This is a genomic window from Pseudoalteromonas sp. K222D (genome assembly GCF_017653575.1).
Lineage (GTDB): Bacteria > Pseudomonadota > Gammaproteobacteria > Enterobacterales > Alteromonadaceae > Pseudoalteromonas > Pseudoalteromonas nigrifaciens.
In genome coordinates this window covers 16,523-34,360 of sequence record NZ_JAGGDL010000024.1, presented here as the reverse complement: position 1 = coordinate 34,360, position 17,838 = coordinate 16,523, and the positions used below count along the sequence as shown (strand labels likewise).

Below are 17,838 nucleotides of genomic sequence, written 5' to 3'. Positions count from 1 at the left end.
ATAAATTAAGCAGAAAGAACTTTACGGCCTTTAGCGCGGCGACGAGCTAATACTTTACGGCCATTTACAGTTGCCATGCGAGCACGGAAACCGTGAGCACGTTTGCGTTTTAAAACGCTTGGTTGAAAAGTTCTTTTCATAACAATCTCTTCCGATCGGTTAAAGTTAAAACATCCTATGCAGGTCGCGATCCTGGCACAGGTGCCATTGCGAGCGCGAGATATTATAGATGAAGTGTATTAAAGTCAATCATAATTACGCACTACCCTTAGAGTATACCAGCTATTTAATGTAGATCATAAAGAGTGATCTATTAGGATCATCATTAATAAGAAGTTTTCCACAGCCCCTGTATAAAAAGTGAATAAAAGCAGGGGAAAACTAAATTAGATCGCAGATTTGTTTCGCGATCCAGAGCTAATTTTGTTATGATCTGTGCTCAGGCTTTAAAATTAAACTTGTATTAAATCATTGTGTTAAGTGTTTTATACCGTGATATCAACAATTTTATAAAAATCAGTCTTTTACTTGTGGATAAAGTGTCTTCATAATAGCCGGTCTTGGGTCGCTTATTGGGCCATTTAAACGCATTACAGAGGTGATTTTTAATCATTAATGATGTGCGGGAATAAAAATTATATCTCTGGGAGTTTGACTGTGTATCTGTCGGTTTGGCAAAGTTGTTTATATGTATTGCAAGATGAATTGCCTTCGCAGCAGTTCAGTATGTGGGTGCGACCACTACAAGCAGAAAGTACCGAAGATACCTTGACGATTTATGCACCTAATCGCTTTGTACTAGATTGGGTAAGAGAAAAATACCTAAATAGAATTAATGAATTATTAGTAGAGATTTGTGGTGTTGAAGCTCCAGAGCTACGTTTTGATGTAGGCAGTAAGCCTTTATTAAATGCACAGCCTGTATCTGTTGCTGGAACGCAATCGGCGCCAACTACACAAGCCAAACAACAATCACGACAACCAAAACCTGTTGTAGAGCCAGCGCCAAAATCTGAATATAAATCGAATATAAAAGAAAATTATACCTTTGACAGTTTTGTTGAAGGTAAATCAAACCAGTTAGCAAAAGCAGCAGCAACACAAGTTGCAGATAATCCAGGTGCCGCTTTTAACCCTGTATTTATATACGGTGGTACAGGTTTAGGTAAAACGCATTTATTGCATGCTGTAGGTAATGGTATTTTGGCTAATAAGCCAGATGCAAAAATAGTTTATATGCATTCAGAGCGCTTTGTACAAGATATGGTAAAAGCACTGCAAAATAACGCGATTGAAGAATTTAAGCGTTACTATCGTAGTGTTGATGCGCTAATGATTGATGACATTCAATTTTTTGCTAACAAAGAGCGCTCACAAGAAGAGTTTTTTCATACCTTTAATGCGTTATTAGAAGGCAATCAGCAAATAATTTTAACCTCTGACCGTTATCCAAAAGAGATAGAAGGCGTTGAAGACAGACTTAAATCGCGTTTTGGTTGGGGTTTAACTATTGCAATTGAGCCTCCTGAGCTTGAAACACGCGTTGCTATATTGATGAAAAAAGCGCAGCAGAGTAAAATTAATTTACCGCACGAAGTCGCCTTTTTTATTGCTAAAAAATTACGATCTAATGTACGCGAACTAGAAGGTGCGCTTAATCGTGTTATTGCCAATGCTAACTTTACCGGTCGTCCCATATCTATCGACTTTGTAAAAGAAGCGCTACGCGATTTACTTGCCTTACAAGATAAGCTAGTTACCATAGATAACATACAGCGCACTGTGGCAGAGTATTACAGAATTCGTATTTCTGATCTGCTGTCTAAACGCCGTAGTCGCTCTATAGCAAGGCCTCGACAAGTTGCTATGGCATTATCTAAAGAGTTAACCAATCACAGTTTACCTGAGATTGGAGACGCCTTTGGTGGCCGCGATCATACAACTGTATTGCATGCGTGTCGTAAGGTTAAATCACTACGTGATGAAAGCCACGAAATTAAAGAAGATTACCAAAATTTAATAAGAACATTGTCATCTTAAGGCTGACTTTATTATGCAAATAACAATATCAAGACAACAGTTTTTAAAGCCATTAGTGCAAGTATCGGGCGCTATTGAGCGTAAGCATACATTGCCAATTTTATCTAACGTATTGTTAGCAGTAGAAAACGGGCAACTTTCAATGACAGGTACCGACCTTGAAATTGAACTCGTTGCAAGCGTGTTTGTAGGTGATGATATTGCCGATACTAAGTTAACATTACCGGCTAAAAAATTACTCGATATTTGTAAAAGCCTACCAGATGGTTCAGACCTAACGTTAAGCTTACAAGAGCATCAGTTATTACTAACCAGCGGTAAAAGTCGTTTTTCGTTAACGACCTTAGCCGCCGAAGACTTTCCTAATTTAGAACAGTGGGATGGCGAAGTTGAGTTTCAACTAACGCGTTTAGAGCTGCGAAAATTACTAGAAAGCACGCATTTTTCGATGGCGAATCAAGACGTACGTTACTATTTAAATGGTATGTCGTTTGAAGTAGACAATACTGACATTAAAACAGTGGCCACTGATGGACATCGCTTAGCTATTGCACAAAAGCAATTAAAGCAATCGCTTAATACGCAGCGTCAGCTAATTATACCTCGTAAAGGGGTGCAAGAAATTATGCGCCTTATGGTAGCCGACGAAGAACTAGTCACTATTCAGTTTGGTGCTAATCATATTCGTATTATCGATATAGAGTTTACCTTTACTAGTAAGTTAGTTGATGGACGCTTTCCTGATTACCGGCGTGTGTTACCTCGTGGTGGCGATAAAGTCATTACTGCTAATCGCGAATGGTTACGTAGTGCGTTTCAGCGAGTCTCTATTTTATCTAACGAAAAGTTTAGAGGTGTGCGTTTAAACTTATCCAATGGTTTGTTAAAAATCACTGCTAATAACCCTGAGCAAGAACAAGCTGAGGAAGTAGTAGAGGTTGGTTACGAAGGCGCCGACCTAGAAATAGGCTTTAACGTTTCTTATGTACTTGATGTATTAAACACATTAAAAACAGAAGATGTACTGTTTACATTGGCCGATTCAAACAGCAGCGCACTAATTGAAGGTGCAGGCGATGAAGAAGCAATGTACGTAGTTATGCCTATGCGTTTATAAGACTATAAGTACCCAATGAGCTTAAGTCATTTGAGCCTCAAATATTTTCGTAATATTGAGGCGCTGACGCTAGAACCAGTTAACGGCGTTAATATAATTTATGGTGAAAACGGCAGCGGAAAAACCAGCCTTTTAGAAGCTATTTATTACCTTTCACACGGCAAATCTTTTAGAACATCAAAGCATAAAAGTATTATTGCGCATCAGCAAGAGCAGTTTGTAATTCATGGCCGCAAAGCTATACACGACTTATCTATTCCTATTGGTATTAGTAAAACCCAAGCGGGCGAAACGAATTTAAAAATTCAAGGTAAGGCGAGCCGAAAAATATCAGAACTTGCACAGCTTATGCCGGTACAAATAATTACTCCAGAGAGTTACTCGTTATTTTTTGGTGGGCCTAAAGAGCGCAGAAAGTTTTTAGATTTAGGTTTGTTCCACGTGGAACATGAGTTTTTCTTTTTATGGCAATCGTTCAATAAAGTGTTAAAACAACGAAATGCGCTACTAAAAAGTAAGCCAAAGAATTATTTTGACCAAATTAAGTTTTGGGACAAAGAATTTGTTAGACTGGCTGAGCAAATAAATAAATTAAGAATGGCGTATATAAGTAGGTTTAAGCAGCAGTTTTTTGATAAAATGTGTGCAGAATTAACGCTAATACGCGATTTAGAAATAAGCTTTAATGCCGGCTGGAAAGAGAGCGAATCTCTTAGCGATGCATTAAAGTTAAACTTTGAGCGAGATGCTCGCCAAGGTTTTACTAGTAAAGGGCCTCATAAGGCTGATTTTAGTTTTAGTGTCGCTGGCAGCAGCGTTGAGAATATTTTCTCTCGTGGACAATTAAAGCTATTACTTTATGCGTTAAAAGTAACGCAAAATAGCTTAATTGAGTCAGAGACAGATAAGCAATCTATATTGCTAATAGATGATTTACCTTCAGAGTTAAGCGAAGATACAAAAGAGAAAGTGGGGCAACTATTAGCTCACTGCAGTTCTCAAATTTTTATATCTTCAATTTTGTCTGAAAGTATTTCTGCTGTGGTGGAACCCATGCAACGAGAACTGCAAATGTTCCACGTGAAACATGGCAACCTAATAACAAGATAAGTGGGATTAACCATGTCTGAGAATTATGACTCGTCGAGTATAAAAGTACTTAAAGGATTAGACGCAGTAAGAAAGCGTCCTGGAATGTATATAGGGGACACCGATGATGGCACGGGCTTACACCATATGGTGTTTGAGGTCGTCGATAACTCTATAGATGAAGCCTTAGCAGGTCATTGTGATGATATTTTTGTAACGATTCACTTAGATGGTTCGGTATCTGTACGAGATAACGGCCGTGGTATCCCAACTTCAATTCATGAAGAAGAAGGTGTATCTGCAGCCGAAGTAATCATGACGGTACTGCATGCCGGTGGTAAGTTTGATGATAACTCTTATAAAGTTTCAGGTGGCTTACACGGTGTTGGTGTATCGGTTGTTAACGCATTATCAGAAAAGCTTAAATTAACAATTCGCCGTGAAGGTAAACTTCATGAGCAAACATACTCTCATGGTGTACCAGATGCGCCATTAGCCGTAATTGGCGACGCAGACACAACTGGTACAGAGTTACGTTTTTGGCCAAGTGATCAAACATTTACTAACTTAGATTTTCATTACGACATTTTAGCTAAGCGCTTACGCGAGCTTTCATTTTTAAACTCTGGCGTAAGCATTATTTTAAATGATGAGCGTGAAGAGAATAAAAGTGATCACTTTAAATACGAAGGCGGTATCAGAGCGTTTGTAGAGTATTTAAACCGTAATAAAACACCTATACATAAAGGTGTATTTCACTTTACACATACGCGTGAAGAAGATGGTATTGTTGTTGAAGTGTCAATGCAGTGGAATGATGCTTATCAAGAAAACATATACTGTTTTACAAATAACATCCCACAACGCGATGGTGGTACTCACTTAGCCGGTTTTAGATCTGCGCTAACACGTACACTTAACAACTATATGGAAAAAGAAGGCTTTAACAAAAAAGCTAAAACAACCAGTAATGCAACGGGTGATGACGCTCGTGAAGGCTTAACTGCTGTTGTAAGTGTTAAAGTACCAGATCCTAAGTTTTCATCACAAACTAAAGACAAGCTAGTTTCGAGCGAAGTTAAGTCTGCGGTTGAACAAGCTATGGCTGAAAAATTCACTGAATTTTTATTAGAACACCCAACAGATGCCAAAATTGTTGTAGGTAAGATAATAGATGCGTCACGTGCGCGTGAAGCTGCACGTAAAGCACGTGAAATGACACGTCGTAAAGGTGCAATGGACTTAGCCGGTTTACCTGGTAAGTTAGCCGATTGCCAAGAAAAAGATCCAGCACAATCAGAACTATACATAGTGGAAGGAGACTCTGCTGGCGGATCAGCCAAGCAGGGACGTAACCGTAAAAACCAAGCTATTCTTCCGCTTAAAGGTAAAATATTAAACGTAGAAAAAGCACGTTTTGATAAAATGCTTTCATCACAAGAAGTAGCAACACTCATTACGGCATTAGGTTGTGGTATTGGTCGTGATGAATATAATCCTGAAAAACTGCGCTATCACCGTATCATTATCATGACGGATGCTGACGTGGATGGTTCGCACATTCGTACCTTATTACTTACGTTCTTTTATCGCCAAATGCCTGAAATTGTTGAGCGCGGATATATTTATATTGCACAACCACCACTTTATAAAGTGAAAAAAGGTAAGCAAGAGCGTTATATTAAAGATGATCCAGCACTAGTTGAATACCTAACAACACTTGCTTTAAATAATGCAACTTTGTACACCAGTACAGATGCAAGCGGTATTGAAGGCGAAGCACTAGAAAAAATTGTTCACGATTATCAAAATACCGTTAAGGTAATTGAGCGTCTAAAACGTAAGTTTCCTAATACTGTAATGAACCGTCTTATTTACCAAAGTGAACTGAAAAAAGAAGATCTTTCAGATGAAGCTAAAGTAATAGCATGGACTAAAGAATTAGTTGATGACTTAATTGATCGTGATGAAGATGCTACTATTTTCCAAGCTGCAACAGAGCACGATACTGAGCGCAATTTATACTACCCAGTAGTGAAAATTCGTCAGCACGGTGTAGATAAAGCGCACGTACTTCATTATGATTTTATAGCTTCACGCGATTATCAGCGCATTGCTGTTACTGGTGTAAACATTGCAAATATCATTACCGAAGGCGCTTATATTCAACGCGGTGAGAAAACACAACCTGTTGATAACTTTGTGGATGCTTTAGAATGGCTAATTGCTGAATCTAAGCGTGGCCTCTATATACAGCGCTATAAAGGGTTGGGCGAAATGAACCCAAGTCAGCTGTGGGAAACTACAATGGATCCCGATGCACGTCGTATGCTACAAGTAACCGTTGAAGATGCAGTAGCTGCCGATCAGTTATTTGCAACGCTAATGGGTGACCAAGTAGAACCTCGTCGCGAGTTTATAGAACAGAACGCGCTACGCGTAGTTAACCTAGACGTATAATTAGTAATACTACTCACAAAAAAGGAGCCAATGGCTCCTTTTTTATTTTTTCAATTGCACAAACTGCTTAAAACCTGCGTGTGCACAAGGTATACTGAGGGTAATTTTCACGCTACTTCTCAGATAGTAAAAAGCCAAATATGCAAAAATATGACGTTAAAACCTTTCAAGGTTTGATCCTGGCTTTACAGGATTATTGGGCGCAGCAAGGCTGCGTTATTATTCAACCACTTGATATGGAAGTGGGCGCTGGGACATTCCACCCGCAAACATTTTTAAAATCGATTGGCCCAGAGCCAATGTCGAGTGCATACGTACAACCGTGTCGACGACCTACCGATGGCCGTTACGGCGAAAACCCAAACCGCTTACAGCATTATTACCAGTTTCAGGTTGTGCTAAAGCCTTCGCCAGATAATATTCAAGAGCTTTATTTAGGCTCTTTAGCGGCCGTAGGCATAGATACCTTAACAGACGAAGTGCGCTTTGTTGAAGACAACTGGGAATCACCTACCTTAGGTGCGTGGGGCCTAGGTTGGGAAATTTGGTTAAACGGCATGGAAGTAACCCAGTTTACCTACTTTCAACAAGTGGGCGGCATTGAGTGCTCACCGGTAACTGGCGAAATCACTTACGGCCTAGAGCGCTTAGCCATGTATATTCAGGGCGTAGACAGTATTTACGACCTAGTATGGGCTGATGGTCCGCTTGGGCGAGTAACTTACGGCGATGTGTTTCATCAAAATGAAGTAGAACAATCTACTTATAACTTTGAGCACGCCAACGTAGAAGATCTATTTGCTCAGTTTGATAAATGTGAAGCAGAGAGCCAAAAGTTAATTGAAGCAAACTTACCGTTACCGGCTTATGAGCAAGTAATGAAGGCATCGCATGCATTTAACTTATTAGACGCGCGCCACGCAATTTCGGTAACCGAACGCCAACGTTACATACTACGCGTTCGTGCTTTATCAAAAGCGTGTGCACAAAGTTATTATGATAAACGTGAAGCGCTTGGTTTCCCGCTGTGTAAGGATAAGTAGGCATGTCAGCACAAAACTTATTAGTAGAAATTGGCACCGAAGAGTTGCCACCAAAAGCGCTGCGTAAATTAGCAGAAGCATTTGCTGCAAACTTAACTGCAGAACTAGAGACATTAGAATTAGCGCATCAAGGCGTAAGCTGGTATGCATCACCACGTCGTTTAGGCCTTCGCGTAATAGCGCTTGATGCAAAACAACAAGATAAAGAAGTAGAAAAACGCGGCCCAGCAATTAAGGCAGCGTTTGATGCAGATGGCAATCCTACTAAAGCTGCAATGGGTTGGGCACGTGGTTGTGGTATTGAAGTAAAAGATGCGCAAACACTTGAAACCGACAAAGGCGCGTGGTTGCTGCACCTTGCTAAAGTAGCAGGGCAAGAAACTAAAACGCTGATGGTTGACGTTATTAATAAAGCGCTGGCTAAATTACCTATTCCTAAGCCAATGCGTTGGGGCGCGAATAAAACACAATTTATTCGTCCAGTGCATACGGTAACTATTTTATTGGGTGATGAGTTAGTAACAGGTGAAGTGCTGGGTAAGCAGGTAAGTAATCAGCTTCAAGGACATCGCTTTCATCATCCTGAAAAAATTACCATTAACCATGCTGATGATATTTTTGATGTTTTAAAATCAGCCTACGTTATTGCCGATTACGAGCAGCGTAAAGCGCAAATTCGAGCGCAAATAGAAGCTGCAGCAAAAGCAATAAATGCGGTTGTAGCCATGGATGAAGATTTACTTGAAGAAGTAACATCACTGGTAGAATGGCCAGTAACATTAACGGCTACATTTGAAGAAGAGTTTTTGGCAGTACCGGCCGAAGCGCTTATTTACACGATGAAAGACGATCAAAAATACTTTCCGCTTTTAGATCAAAACGGCAAACTTTTAAATAAGTTTTTGTTTGTGTCTAACATAGAAAGTAAAGATCCTAGCGTAGTGATTTCGGGTAACGAAAAAGTAGTGCGTCCTCGATTAGCCGATGCGCAATTCTTTTTTGAAAGCGATAAAAAGAAAACACTAGAAAGCCGTTTAGAATCTCTCGATAGCGTATTGTTCCAAAAACAGTTAGGTACACTTAAAGACAAGTCTGCGCGTATTAGCGAGCTTGCCGGTTATATTGCCCAGCAACTTGGTGCAGATAAAGAGCTAGCACAACGTGCTGGTTTATTGAGTAAAACTGACTTAATGACCGAAATGGTGATGGAATTTACCGACATCCAAGGTGTTATGGGAATGCATTACGCACGTTTTGACGGCGAAGCTGAAGATGTAGCACTAGCGCAGAATGAGCAATATATGCCACGCTTTGCAGGCGACAGCTTACCTACCAACTTAATTAGTTGCGCAGTAGCGATTGCCGATAAGTTTGATACCTTAGTGGGTATCTTTGGCATAGGCCAAGCGCCAAAAGGCGACAAAGACCCATTTGCTTTACGCCGTGCTGCTATTGGCGCATTGCGCATCATGGTAGAAAAAGAGCTACCGCTTGATATTTTAGACCTAGTTGCTAAATCGCAAACCTTGTTTGGCGATAAGCTAACTAATCTTAATGTATCAACCGATGTGTTTGAGTTTATGCTAGGGCGTTTCCGTGCTTGGTATCAAGACGAAGGAATAGAAGTAGATGTGATTCAAGCTGTGCTTGCACGTCGTCCGACTAAACCTGTTGATTTTGATCGCCGTGTTAAAGCCGTAAGCCATTTTCGCACATTAGACGCAGCAGAAGCGCTTGCAGCCGCTAATAAGCGCGTAAGTAATATACTTGCTAAAAATGACATTACCAGCGAAGGTAATGTAGATGAAAGTTTACTAACCGACGACGCTGAAAAAGTACTTGCGGCACAAGTAGCAAAATTTGCTACTGAACTTGCACCACTTTACGCCAGTGGTAATTACCAAGAAGCATTAAGCCAATTGGCTGGTATTCGTCAAAGTGTTGATAGCTTTTTTGATAACGTGATGGTTATGGCCGACGACGAAGCAGTTAAGCAAAATCGTCTGGCGCTTTTAAGTCAGTTAAGCGGATTGTTTTTAGGTATTGCAGACATTTCTGTACTACAAAAATAACATTATTCGATAATGTAAAAAGCCAGCGTTTTGCTGGCTTTTTAGTTTTAATTTTGGTGTATTATTAACCTGCATATATAAAGTAAGGATCTCGAATGAAAAGCCCAATAAAACGTATTTTAACCTTAGCACTTGTTAGTTTTTTAACTGCTTGTTCTACGCAAATAACGCTTGATGATGTATTGCCACAACAAAAATTAGATCGTACCGTGTATTTAAGGGGCGACTTTACCTTATGGGATGCAGAGCCACAGTACCAATTTACCCAAGTAGCGCGATCGCTGTATCAAGCAGAAGTTAAATTTTCAACGCCTGGTAAAGTATACGAATTTAAAATTGCCGATGCCGACTTTAGTGAAGGTTACAACTGTGGCTACAGCGATACTCAGCCAGCAGGGCAAAAACTAACACTAGGCCAACCTGCAGTTGCCGACTGTAATACTATTTATAATTACTTTAGCTATACGCCCGCAATAAAAGGCACCTACATAGTAAGTATTGATTACAGTAATTACGACAAGCCACAAGTGACGATAACGAAGAAGTAGATTTTCTGTAGGTTGGGTTGAGTGAAACGAAACCCAACCTACGCCAGTTCAAAGCCCTTTCTTAACTACATATCTATACGGTGCTGCTTCTGCATCTTTAGCCACCAGCGTGTGATCCATAAACGTACAAAAGCTCGGAATGTCGCGAGTTGTTGATGGGTCATCAGCGGTTATTAATAACGTTTCACCATCATTCATTTTACGAATAGCAGCGCGTACCATCATCACTGGCTCTGGGCAGCGAAGGCCTATGGCATCTAATTGGTGATCGGGGTTATTAAAGCTCATAATAAATTTGCCTGTTTAGTTAAAGCGATTGCTGCACATTAGGGTTTTACATTTTATAATGTTGTAGAGTTTAGCGCAATTTAAAGCGTTATTTAACTATTTTACTCATATCTAAATTACACACCTTATTTAATCAAAGGGTTTAATCAATAGAGCGTGGCAATAACAGATAATACACCCGATCACAGTATTCCAGTTTTTCAATATAACCATATAAAATAACTAAAAATAAACCAATAAAAAAGGCGAACTGCATAAAATCAGTTCGCCTTTTTAATCACCAAGATGGTTTTACATGTTTAAACTAATTAGTCTTGAACACGTTCAAATACAGTGGCAATGCCTTGGCCTAAACCAATACACATAGTTGCTAAACCGTATCGTACATTTTTGTCTTCCATTAAGTGAATAAGCGATGTGCTAATACGCGAACCCGAACAGCCTAGTGGGTGTCCAAGTGCGATTGCGCCGCCGTTTAAATTCACTTTTTCGTCAACTACATCCATTAACCCTAAATCTTTCATTACAGGTAATGATTGTGCTGCAAAGGCTTCGTTAAGCTCAACTACGCCTAAGTCATCAATTGTAATACCGGCTTGTGCAAGTGCTTTTTTGCTTGCTGGTACTGGGCCGTAACCCATGATTGATGGATCGCAACCCGCTACTGCCATTGCTTTAATGCGTGCGCGAATTGGTAAGCCAAGTTCTTTTGCTTTTGCTTCGCTCATTACTAACATTGCAGATGCGCCGTCAGAAAGTGCAGAAGAAGTTCCGGCTGTTACCGTACCCGATGCAGGATTAAACACTGGGCGCAGCTTTGATAGGCCTTCTACCGTTGTTTCTGGACGAATTACTTCGTCGTCTTCAACTAAGATAAGAGAACCATCTGCTGCGTGACCTTCCATTGCTAAAATTTCGCGGCGAAAACGTCCCTCAACAGTTGCAGCTTGAGCACGTTGATGTGAGCGGTACGCAAATTCATCTTGCTGCTCACGGCTAATACCATGCAGTGTTGCTAGGTATTCAGCTGTTAAGCCCATAGAGCCAGCAGCTTGCGCAATGCTTGTTGCTAAACCTGGGTGAAAGTCGTTACCGTGAGTCATAGGTACGTGGCCCATGTGCTCAACACCACCAATTAGGTAAGTGTCGCCAGCGCCAGTCATTATTGCGCGTGCTGCGTCATGCAATGCTTGCATTGACGAGCCACATAAACGGTTAACTGTTACTGCTGGTACGCTATGTGGAATACCGGCAAGTAATGCAGCGTTACGAGCAACGTTAAAGCCTTGCTCCAATGTTTGCTGTACACAACCCCAATAAATATCGTCAATTGATGCTGGATCAACTGCTGGGTTGCGATCGAGTAAGCCTTTCATTAAATGTGCGCTTAAGTCTTCGGCACGTTTATTTTTGAATACGCCACCTTTAGAACGACCCATAGGTGTGCGGATACAATCTACAATTACTGGATTATTCATGATATTAACCTTCCACCTTATAGAAAACACGACCTTCTTCGGCCCATTGACGAGTTTGCTCTGATACTTGATAAATCGCACCTAAGTGAGCATATTTGTCGGCAGTTGCCACAAAGTTAGCTAAACCGGTTTGATCTAAGTAACGGAACGCGCCGCCTCTAAATGGAGGGAAACCAACACCGTAAACAAGTGCCATATCAGCTTCTTGTGGTGATGCAACAATGCCTTCTTGTAAACAAAGTAGCACTTCGTTAAGCATTGGGATCATACAACGGTCAATGACTTCTTGTTTATCGAATGCTTTTTCTGCTTCAGTAATTGGCTTAAGCAGCTCAATTGCAGTTTCGTCATGCGATTTTTTAAGACGACCGCGACGATCTGTTTCGTACTTATAAAAACCAGCTTTGTTCTTTTGGCCAAAACGCTTTTCGTTAGCAAAAATAGTCACTGGGTCTCTATCTGCACGCGCCATGCGCTCAGGGAAGCCATCGGCCATTACGCCAGTACAATGAAAAGCGGTATCAATACCTACAACATCAAGTAAGTAAGCCGGACCCATAGGCCAGCCAAATACGTTTTCCATTACTTTATCTACTTTTGCAAAGTTAGCACCTTCAACTACTAATTTGCTAAAACCTGCAAAGTAAGGGAATAAAACACGGTTTACAAAAAAGCCAGGGCAATCGTTAACAACAATAGGAGACTTGCCTAATTTAAGCGCGTAATCAACTACGGCGTTAATGGTTTTATCAGAGGTTTTTGCACCACGGATAATTTCTACTAACGGCATTTTCGGTACTGGGTTAAAAAAGTGCATACCACAGAAGTTTTCTGGTTTATCTAACGCTTCTGCAAGTAAATCAATACAAATAGTTGAAGTGTTTGAGGTAAGTACCGTGCCCTCTGGCATGGTTTTCTCAAGCTCTGCAAGTACTGCTTGCTTAACTTTAGGGTTCTCTACTACGGCTTCAACAATAATATCGGCACTTTGTAGATCAGAATCATTAAGGGTCGGTTTAATTTTGCTTAGCGTACCAAGCATTTTTTCCATCGACATATGGCCACGTTTAACTTTTTGGCCAAGTAACTTAGAGGCTTCGCCCATACCTAAGTCAAGTGCATCCTGTTGGATGTCTTTCATTATAATAGGTGTACCTTTATAAGCAGACTGGTATGCAATACCGCCGCCCATAATGCCAGCACCTAACACTGCAGCTTGTTTAATTTCTACATCGCTTTGTTTAGCAAGTTTACGTGATTTACCTTTAATGTACTGGTCGGCTAGAAATATACCAATTTGCGCGGCAACTTCTGGCGTGCCTGCTAATTTAGCAAAGTTGGCATTTTCGATTGCCATTGCTTCATCACGAGTACAGTTAGCAGCTGCTTTAATGGTTTTTACAGCCATTACAGGTGCAGGATAGTGGCCTTTAGTTTTAGCCATTACCATGCCTTCAGCCATTGCAAAGCTCATGCCTTGCTCAACACGATTTAATTTAAGTGGTTGTAGCTTTACATTGCGTTTTGCTTGCCAATCGAGCTTGCCAGCAATTGCTAATTCAAGTGTTGATACACTTGACTCTATAAGTTTGTCAGCACTAACTACTGCGTCAAAAGCACCTACTTTAAGGGCATCTGCTGCGCGGTTAGTAGAACCTGAGGTAATCCACATCATGGCGTTATCGGCACCAATAATGCGCGGTAAGCGTACTGTGCCACCAAAACCAGGCATTATGCCAAGGGTTACTTCTGGAAGACCCATTTGTGCAGTTTCGCTTGCTACACGATAATCGGTAGCAAGTACCCACTCACAGCCACCGCCAAGTGCTAAGCCATTTACAGCGCTTAGAGTTGGGAATGGTAAGTCTTCGATAGCGTCAAAAACGTCAGTGGCTTCTTTTATCCAAGTTACTAGTTCTGCTTCAGATCTAGTAAATATAGGTAAAAATTCGAATACGTCGGCACCAATAATAAAGTGTTCTTTATCACTGGTAAAAATCATGCCTTTTATATCAGTATTTGCAGCTAATTGTTTTAATGCTGTTGCGCAATCTGAAAGGGTTTGCTGAGATAGTGTGTTTACAGAAGCTGTAGCACAAAACTTAAACTCGGCGATGTTTTCCTTTATGAAGCTAACTTCAAAGGAATCGCTTTTATATAACATTATTATTCTCCCTAGTTGACGAACTAAGACTGGTACGATGAGTTGCGATTTAATCAGTGTGCTTGCTTTGAATTAAAAATGCAACGAAAAATTTAACTTGGTTACAAAACAGTTGGTTAAAATATAGCTTGTTTGGTGCTATGGTGGAACAAAAGTTTTTGCTTATTATTTTAATTTTATTATGAAGGCATTATGAAAAAATATTTATTAAATGCTATGGCAGCGGTTTTTATTTTCCCTCTTCACTGCGTTGAGGCAAACATCGATAACGATGCATTTTTAGACGCTGAAAAAAAAGTTCGCTATGGTGATTACCAAGACTTTAAAATGGCTATAAGTAATCTTGATCATCCATTAAAGCCTTATGTTGAAAAAGTATATTGGCAACGACATCCCGATATAAAACACCAAGCAGAAATAGAGGATTACCTCACTATTTATCAGCATACGCCGCTAGAGTGGCCAGTGCGTAAAGCATGGTTAAGCTATTTAGAAAAGCATAATAAAAAAGCAGCGTATATTCGCAATTACCGTAAAACCTCTGATACTGAACTGACTTGTACATATTTAGATTATCAACTTGATTTAGGTGCGCCAGAAAAAGCGATATTTAACCAAGTAACTGATTTATGGACGGTAGGAAAGTCGCAACCTAAAGCGTGCGATGGGCTTTTTTCGTTATGGCGTAAAAAAGGCTATATGAGTAAAGAGGGTGTTTGGCAGCGGGTGACTATGGCGGCAGAAGGCGGTACTCAAAGCCTATTACCTTATTTAAAAACATTACTACCCAGTAATGAAGGTTACTTAGCTGATTTATACTTAAAAGTACGCCGCGATCCAAGTGCTGCAGCCGGATTATACAGATACAAAAATAAGTCGGTTAAAGAAGGGCAAATAGCTCTTTATGGTGTAAAGCGTTTAATTTGGCGCGATAAAGAGCTTGCTTTAAAAGCATGGGAAAAGCTAGAGAAAATATTTACTTACAGCGATGCAGCTAAAGCAGATGTGTATTATACCTTTGCACTGTCGCTTGCTTCCAGCGGACATAAACAAGCAAGCTTTTGGCTAAACAAAGTGCCAAAAGATCGCCAAGACAGCAAACTAATTCAGTGGCAACTCGGTAATATGCTTAAAACCCAAGACTGGGAGGGTATTGCAGCCTTTTTTACTGGTAAAGATAACTTAAGTCTTGGCCAGCAATACTGGTTAGCGTACAGCTACGCAAAACGTGGTGAGCAACAAAAAGCAGACGCTATTTGGAAAACAGTAGCAGCTAATCGCGATTATTATGGTTTTTTAGCCGCGGCACGATTAGGGTTACCGGTTGATTTAAATAACCAACCTTTAGTTGTTGATCAGGCGCTTGTTAATAAAGTAAAAAATGCCCCGGGCTACAAGCGTGCGAAAGCTTTTTATGAGCTTGAGCGCTTTACCTCGGCACGTCGCGAATGGAATTACCTAACAAACACCTCGAGTGACGAAGAAAAGTTAGCTGCTTCAATACTCTCCACAGAGCTGGGTTGGCATGACAGCACTATTTTTACACTGGCAAAAATAAAAGCGTGGGATAACGTAGAGCAGCGTTTTCCGTTTGCGTTTCAAGATGTATTTGAGCGCTACAGTAAGCGCAGTAAAATAGACGTGGCGTGGAGTATTGCCATTGCGCGCCGTGAAAGCTCATTTGCCCCCGATGCACGTTCATCAGCAAATGCGCGAGGGTTAATGCAGTTATTGCCCAGTACTGCCGATTACGTAAATAAAGGCAGTGTGTCGAGCCGCCGCTTATATCAACCACAAACAAATATAAGATTAGGTACGCGCTATTTGCAGTATTTAAAAAAGAAAAACCACGGCAATGAAATATTGGCAACGGCTTCATATAACGCAGGGTATCATCGTATTAAACGCTGGTTACCAGATGAAGCTATTCCAGCAGAGCTATGGATTGAATTGATCCCGTATAGAGAAACTCGCGATTATGTTAAAAACGTATTTGCCTACAGGCAGGTTTATCATACGCGTTTACACCGCGAGGGAAATATACTGGCGCCGCTACTCGAAATGAAAATGGGCGGATAATTAATAAAGGTAAGGGGATGCTAATAAGGTTAGATGTTCCCCTTATTTTGAGCGCTTTGGGTATGGATTATGTGTGTGGTAGACTCAAAGCAAGTTAAATACAACAGATGGGTTTATTATGGATAAATTAGCCGTTTTATACGCCGAACATATTGCAACACTGCAACAACGTACTCGTACAATTTGTGAACGTGAAGGGTTAGAGGGATTAGTTATTCACTCGGGCCAAGCTAAGCGTCAGTTTTTAGATGATATGTATTATCCGTTTAAAGTTAATCCACACTTTAAAGCTTGGTTACCTGTACTAGACAATCCACATTGCTGGATTGTGGTAAATGGTAGCGACAAGCCTAAACTTATTTTTTATCGTCCGGTTGATTTTTGGCATAAAGTGCCAGATGAGCCGCGCGATTTTTGGGCTGAGTATTTTGACATTGAATTGTTATTACAGCCCGATCAGGTTGAAAAGCTATTGCCCTACGACAAAGCTAACTACGCTTATGTGGGCGAATACTTAGAAGTAGCACAAGCACTAGGCTTTAGTGTTATGAATCCTGAGCCGGTACTAAATTACTTTCATTACCACCGCGCTTATAAAACCCAATATGAGCTTGAATGTTTACGCAACGCCAACCGTATTGCAGTAGATGGCCACAAAGCTGCCCGCGATACCTTTTTTAATGGTGGCAGTGAGTTTGATATTCAGCAAGCTTACTTAATGGCAACTCGCCAAAGTGAAAACGAAATGCCTTATGGCAACATTGTGGCGCTAAACGAAAACTGCGCCATTTTGCACTACACGCACTTTGAGGCAAAAGCACCGCAGCAACACAACTCATTTTTAATAGATGCAGGCGCTAATTTTAATGGCTATGCGGCAGATATTACCCGTACGTATGACTTTAAAAAACAAGGCGAATTTGCAGAGCTAGTGCAAGCAATGACTGCAGCGCAAATAGAGTTAGGTACGGGGTTAAAACCCGGCATGCTTTATGGTGATTTACATGTTGAGTGTCACAATAGCGTTGCACAAATACTTAGCGACTTTGATATTGTTAAGCTACCGGCTGAGGAAATAGTTGAACGTAAAATTACCTCTACCTTCTTCCCACATGGTTTAGGGCATCACCTAGGTTTACAAGTGCACGACATGGGTGGTTTTATGGCTGATGAAATGGGCGCACAACAAGCAGCTCCAGAGGGACATCCATTTTTGCGTTGTACTCGCATAATTGAAAAAAACCAAGTGTTTACTATTGAGCCTGGGCTATACTTTATCGACTCTTTGCTAGGCGATTTAGCACAAACCGATAATAAACAGTTTATTAATTGGCAAAAGGTAGAGTCGTTTAAGCCTTATGGTGGTATTCGTATTGAAGATAACATCATAGTACACGAAGATAGCCTTGAGAATATGACACGAAATTTAGCGCTAGATTAATCACGCGTTAGACTAGCTG

General features: G+C 40.6%; 13 protein-coding genes. 9 read left to right on the top strand and 4 right to left on the bottom strand.

All coding sequences use genetic code 11. The features are described from left to right. Positions 1-5: 5 nt before the first annotated feature. A complete protein-coding gene (gene rpmH / locus J5X91_RS12375; RefSeq protein ID WP_004335215.1) occupies positions 6-140 on the bottom strand; it encodes a 50S ribosomal protein L34 in 135 nt (44 codons plus the stop codon). Between the two features lie 517 nt (positions 141-657). Here rpmH and dnaA point away from each other — a divergent pair. The 7 genes from dnaA to J5X91_RS12340 all read left to right on the top strand — a co-directional run bounded on the left by dnaA (position 658) and on the right by J5X91_RS12340 (position 10,369). After that, positions 658-2,040 carry a chromosomal replication initiator protein DnaA gene (gene dnaA, locus J5X91_RS12370; RefSeq protein ID WP_041454303.1) on the top strand — a complete coding sequence of 461 codons (1,383 nt, stop codon included), beginning with the start codon at positions 658-660 and terminating at the stop codon, positions 2,038-2,040. A 13-nt stretch (positions 2,041-2,053) separates the two neighbouring features. Then, complete coding sequence (gene dnaN / locus J5X91_RS12365; protein ID WP_011326734.1) at positions 2,054-3,157, top strand: DNA polymerase III subunit beta; 1,104 nt, start codon at positions 2,054-2,056, stop codon at positions 3,155-3,157. A 15-nt stretch (positions 3,158-3,172) separates the two neighbouring features. Beyond that, complete coding sequence (gene recF, locus J5X91_RS12360) at positions 3,173-4,267, top strand: DNA replication/repair protein RecF (protein WP_208834942.1); 1,095 nt, start codon at positions 3,173-3,175, stop codon at positions 4,265-4,267. A 12-nt stretch (positions 4,268-4,279) separates the two neighbouring features. Next, positions 4,280-6,706 (top strand): DNA topoisomerase (ATP-hydrolyzing) subunit B, encoded by a 2,427-nt coding sequence (gene gyrB / locus J5X91_RS12355; RefSeq protein ID WP_011326736.1) that lies wholly within the window; start codon positions 4,280-4,282, stop codon positions 6,704-6,706. A gap of 140 nt (positions 6,707-6,846) precedes the next feature. Then, positions 6,847-7,749, top strand: a complete 903-nt coding sequence (gene glyQ, locus J5X91_RS12350; RefSeq protein WP_011326737.1) for a glycine--tRNA ligase subunit alpha — start codon at positions 6,847-6,849, stop codon at positions 7,747-7,749. Between the two features lie 2 nt (positions 7,750-7,751). Beyond that, positions 7,752-9,821: a glycine--tRNA ligase subunit beta gene (glyS, locus tag J5X91_RS12345; RefSeq protein WP_011326738.1), complete on the top strand. Its 2,070-nt coding sequence runs from the start codon at positions 7,752-7,754 to the stop codon at positions 9,819-9,821. Between the two features lie 95 nt (positions 9,822-9,916). After that, positions 9,917-10,369 carry a hypothetical protein gene (locus J5X91_RS12340; protein ID WP_011326739.1) on the top strand — a complete coding sequence of 151 codons (453 nt, stop codon included), beginning with the start codon at positions 9,917-9,919 and terminating at the stop codon, positions 10,367-10,369. Between the two features lie 48 nt (positions 10,370-10,417). On the opposite strand, the gene tusA is transcribed toward J5X91_RS12340, so the two are convergent. The 3 genes from tusA to fadB form a co-directional block, all read right to left on the bottom strand. Then, entirely contained in the window at positions 10,418-10,657 is a 240-nt protein-coding gene (gene tusA / locus J5X91_RS12335) for a sulfurtransferase TusA (RefSeq protein ID WP_086996459.1), read from the bottom strand. 308 nt (positions 10,658-10,965) lie between these two features. Continuing rightward, positions 10,966-12,135, bottom strand: a complete 1,170-nt coding sequence (fadA, locus tag J5X91_RS12330; protein WP_011326742.1) for an acetyl-CoA C-acyltransferase FadA — start codon at positions 12,133-12,135, stop codon at positions 10,966-10,968. Positions 12,136-12,139: 4 nt separating this feature from the next. Then, positions 12,140-14,299 (bottom strand): fatty acid oxidation complex subunit alpha FadB, encoded by a 2,160-nt coding sequence (gene fadB / locus J5X91_RS12325; RefSeq protein WP_208834941.1) that lies wholly within the window; start codon positions 14,297-14,299, stop codon positions 12,140-12,142. Positions 14,300-14,491: 192 nt separating this feature from the next. Between fadB and J5X91_RS12320 the strand changes: the two genes are divergently transcribed. Together J5X91_RS12320 and pepQ are read left to right on the top strand one after the other, a co-directional pair. Beyond that, entirely contained in the window at positions 14,492-16,378 is a 1,887-nt protein-coding gene (locus J5X91_RS12320; protein WP_208834940.1) for a transglycosylase SLT domain-containing protein, read from the top strand. Between the two features lie 118 nt (positions 16,379-16,496). Beyond that, complete coding sequence (gene pepQ, locus J5X91_RS12315; protein ID WP_182684422.1) at positions 16,497-17,819, top strand: Xaa-Pro dipeptidase; 1,323 nt, start codon at positions 16,497-16,499, stop codon at positions 17,817-17,819. Positions 17,820-17,838: the final 19 nt, after the last annotated feature.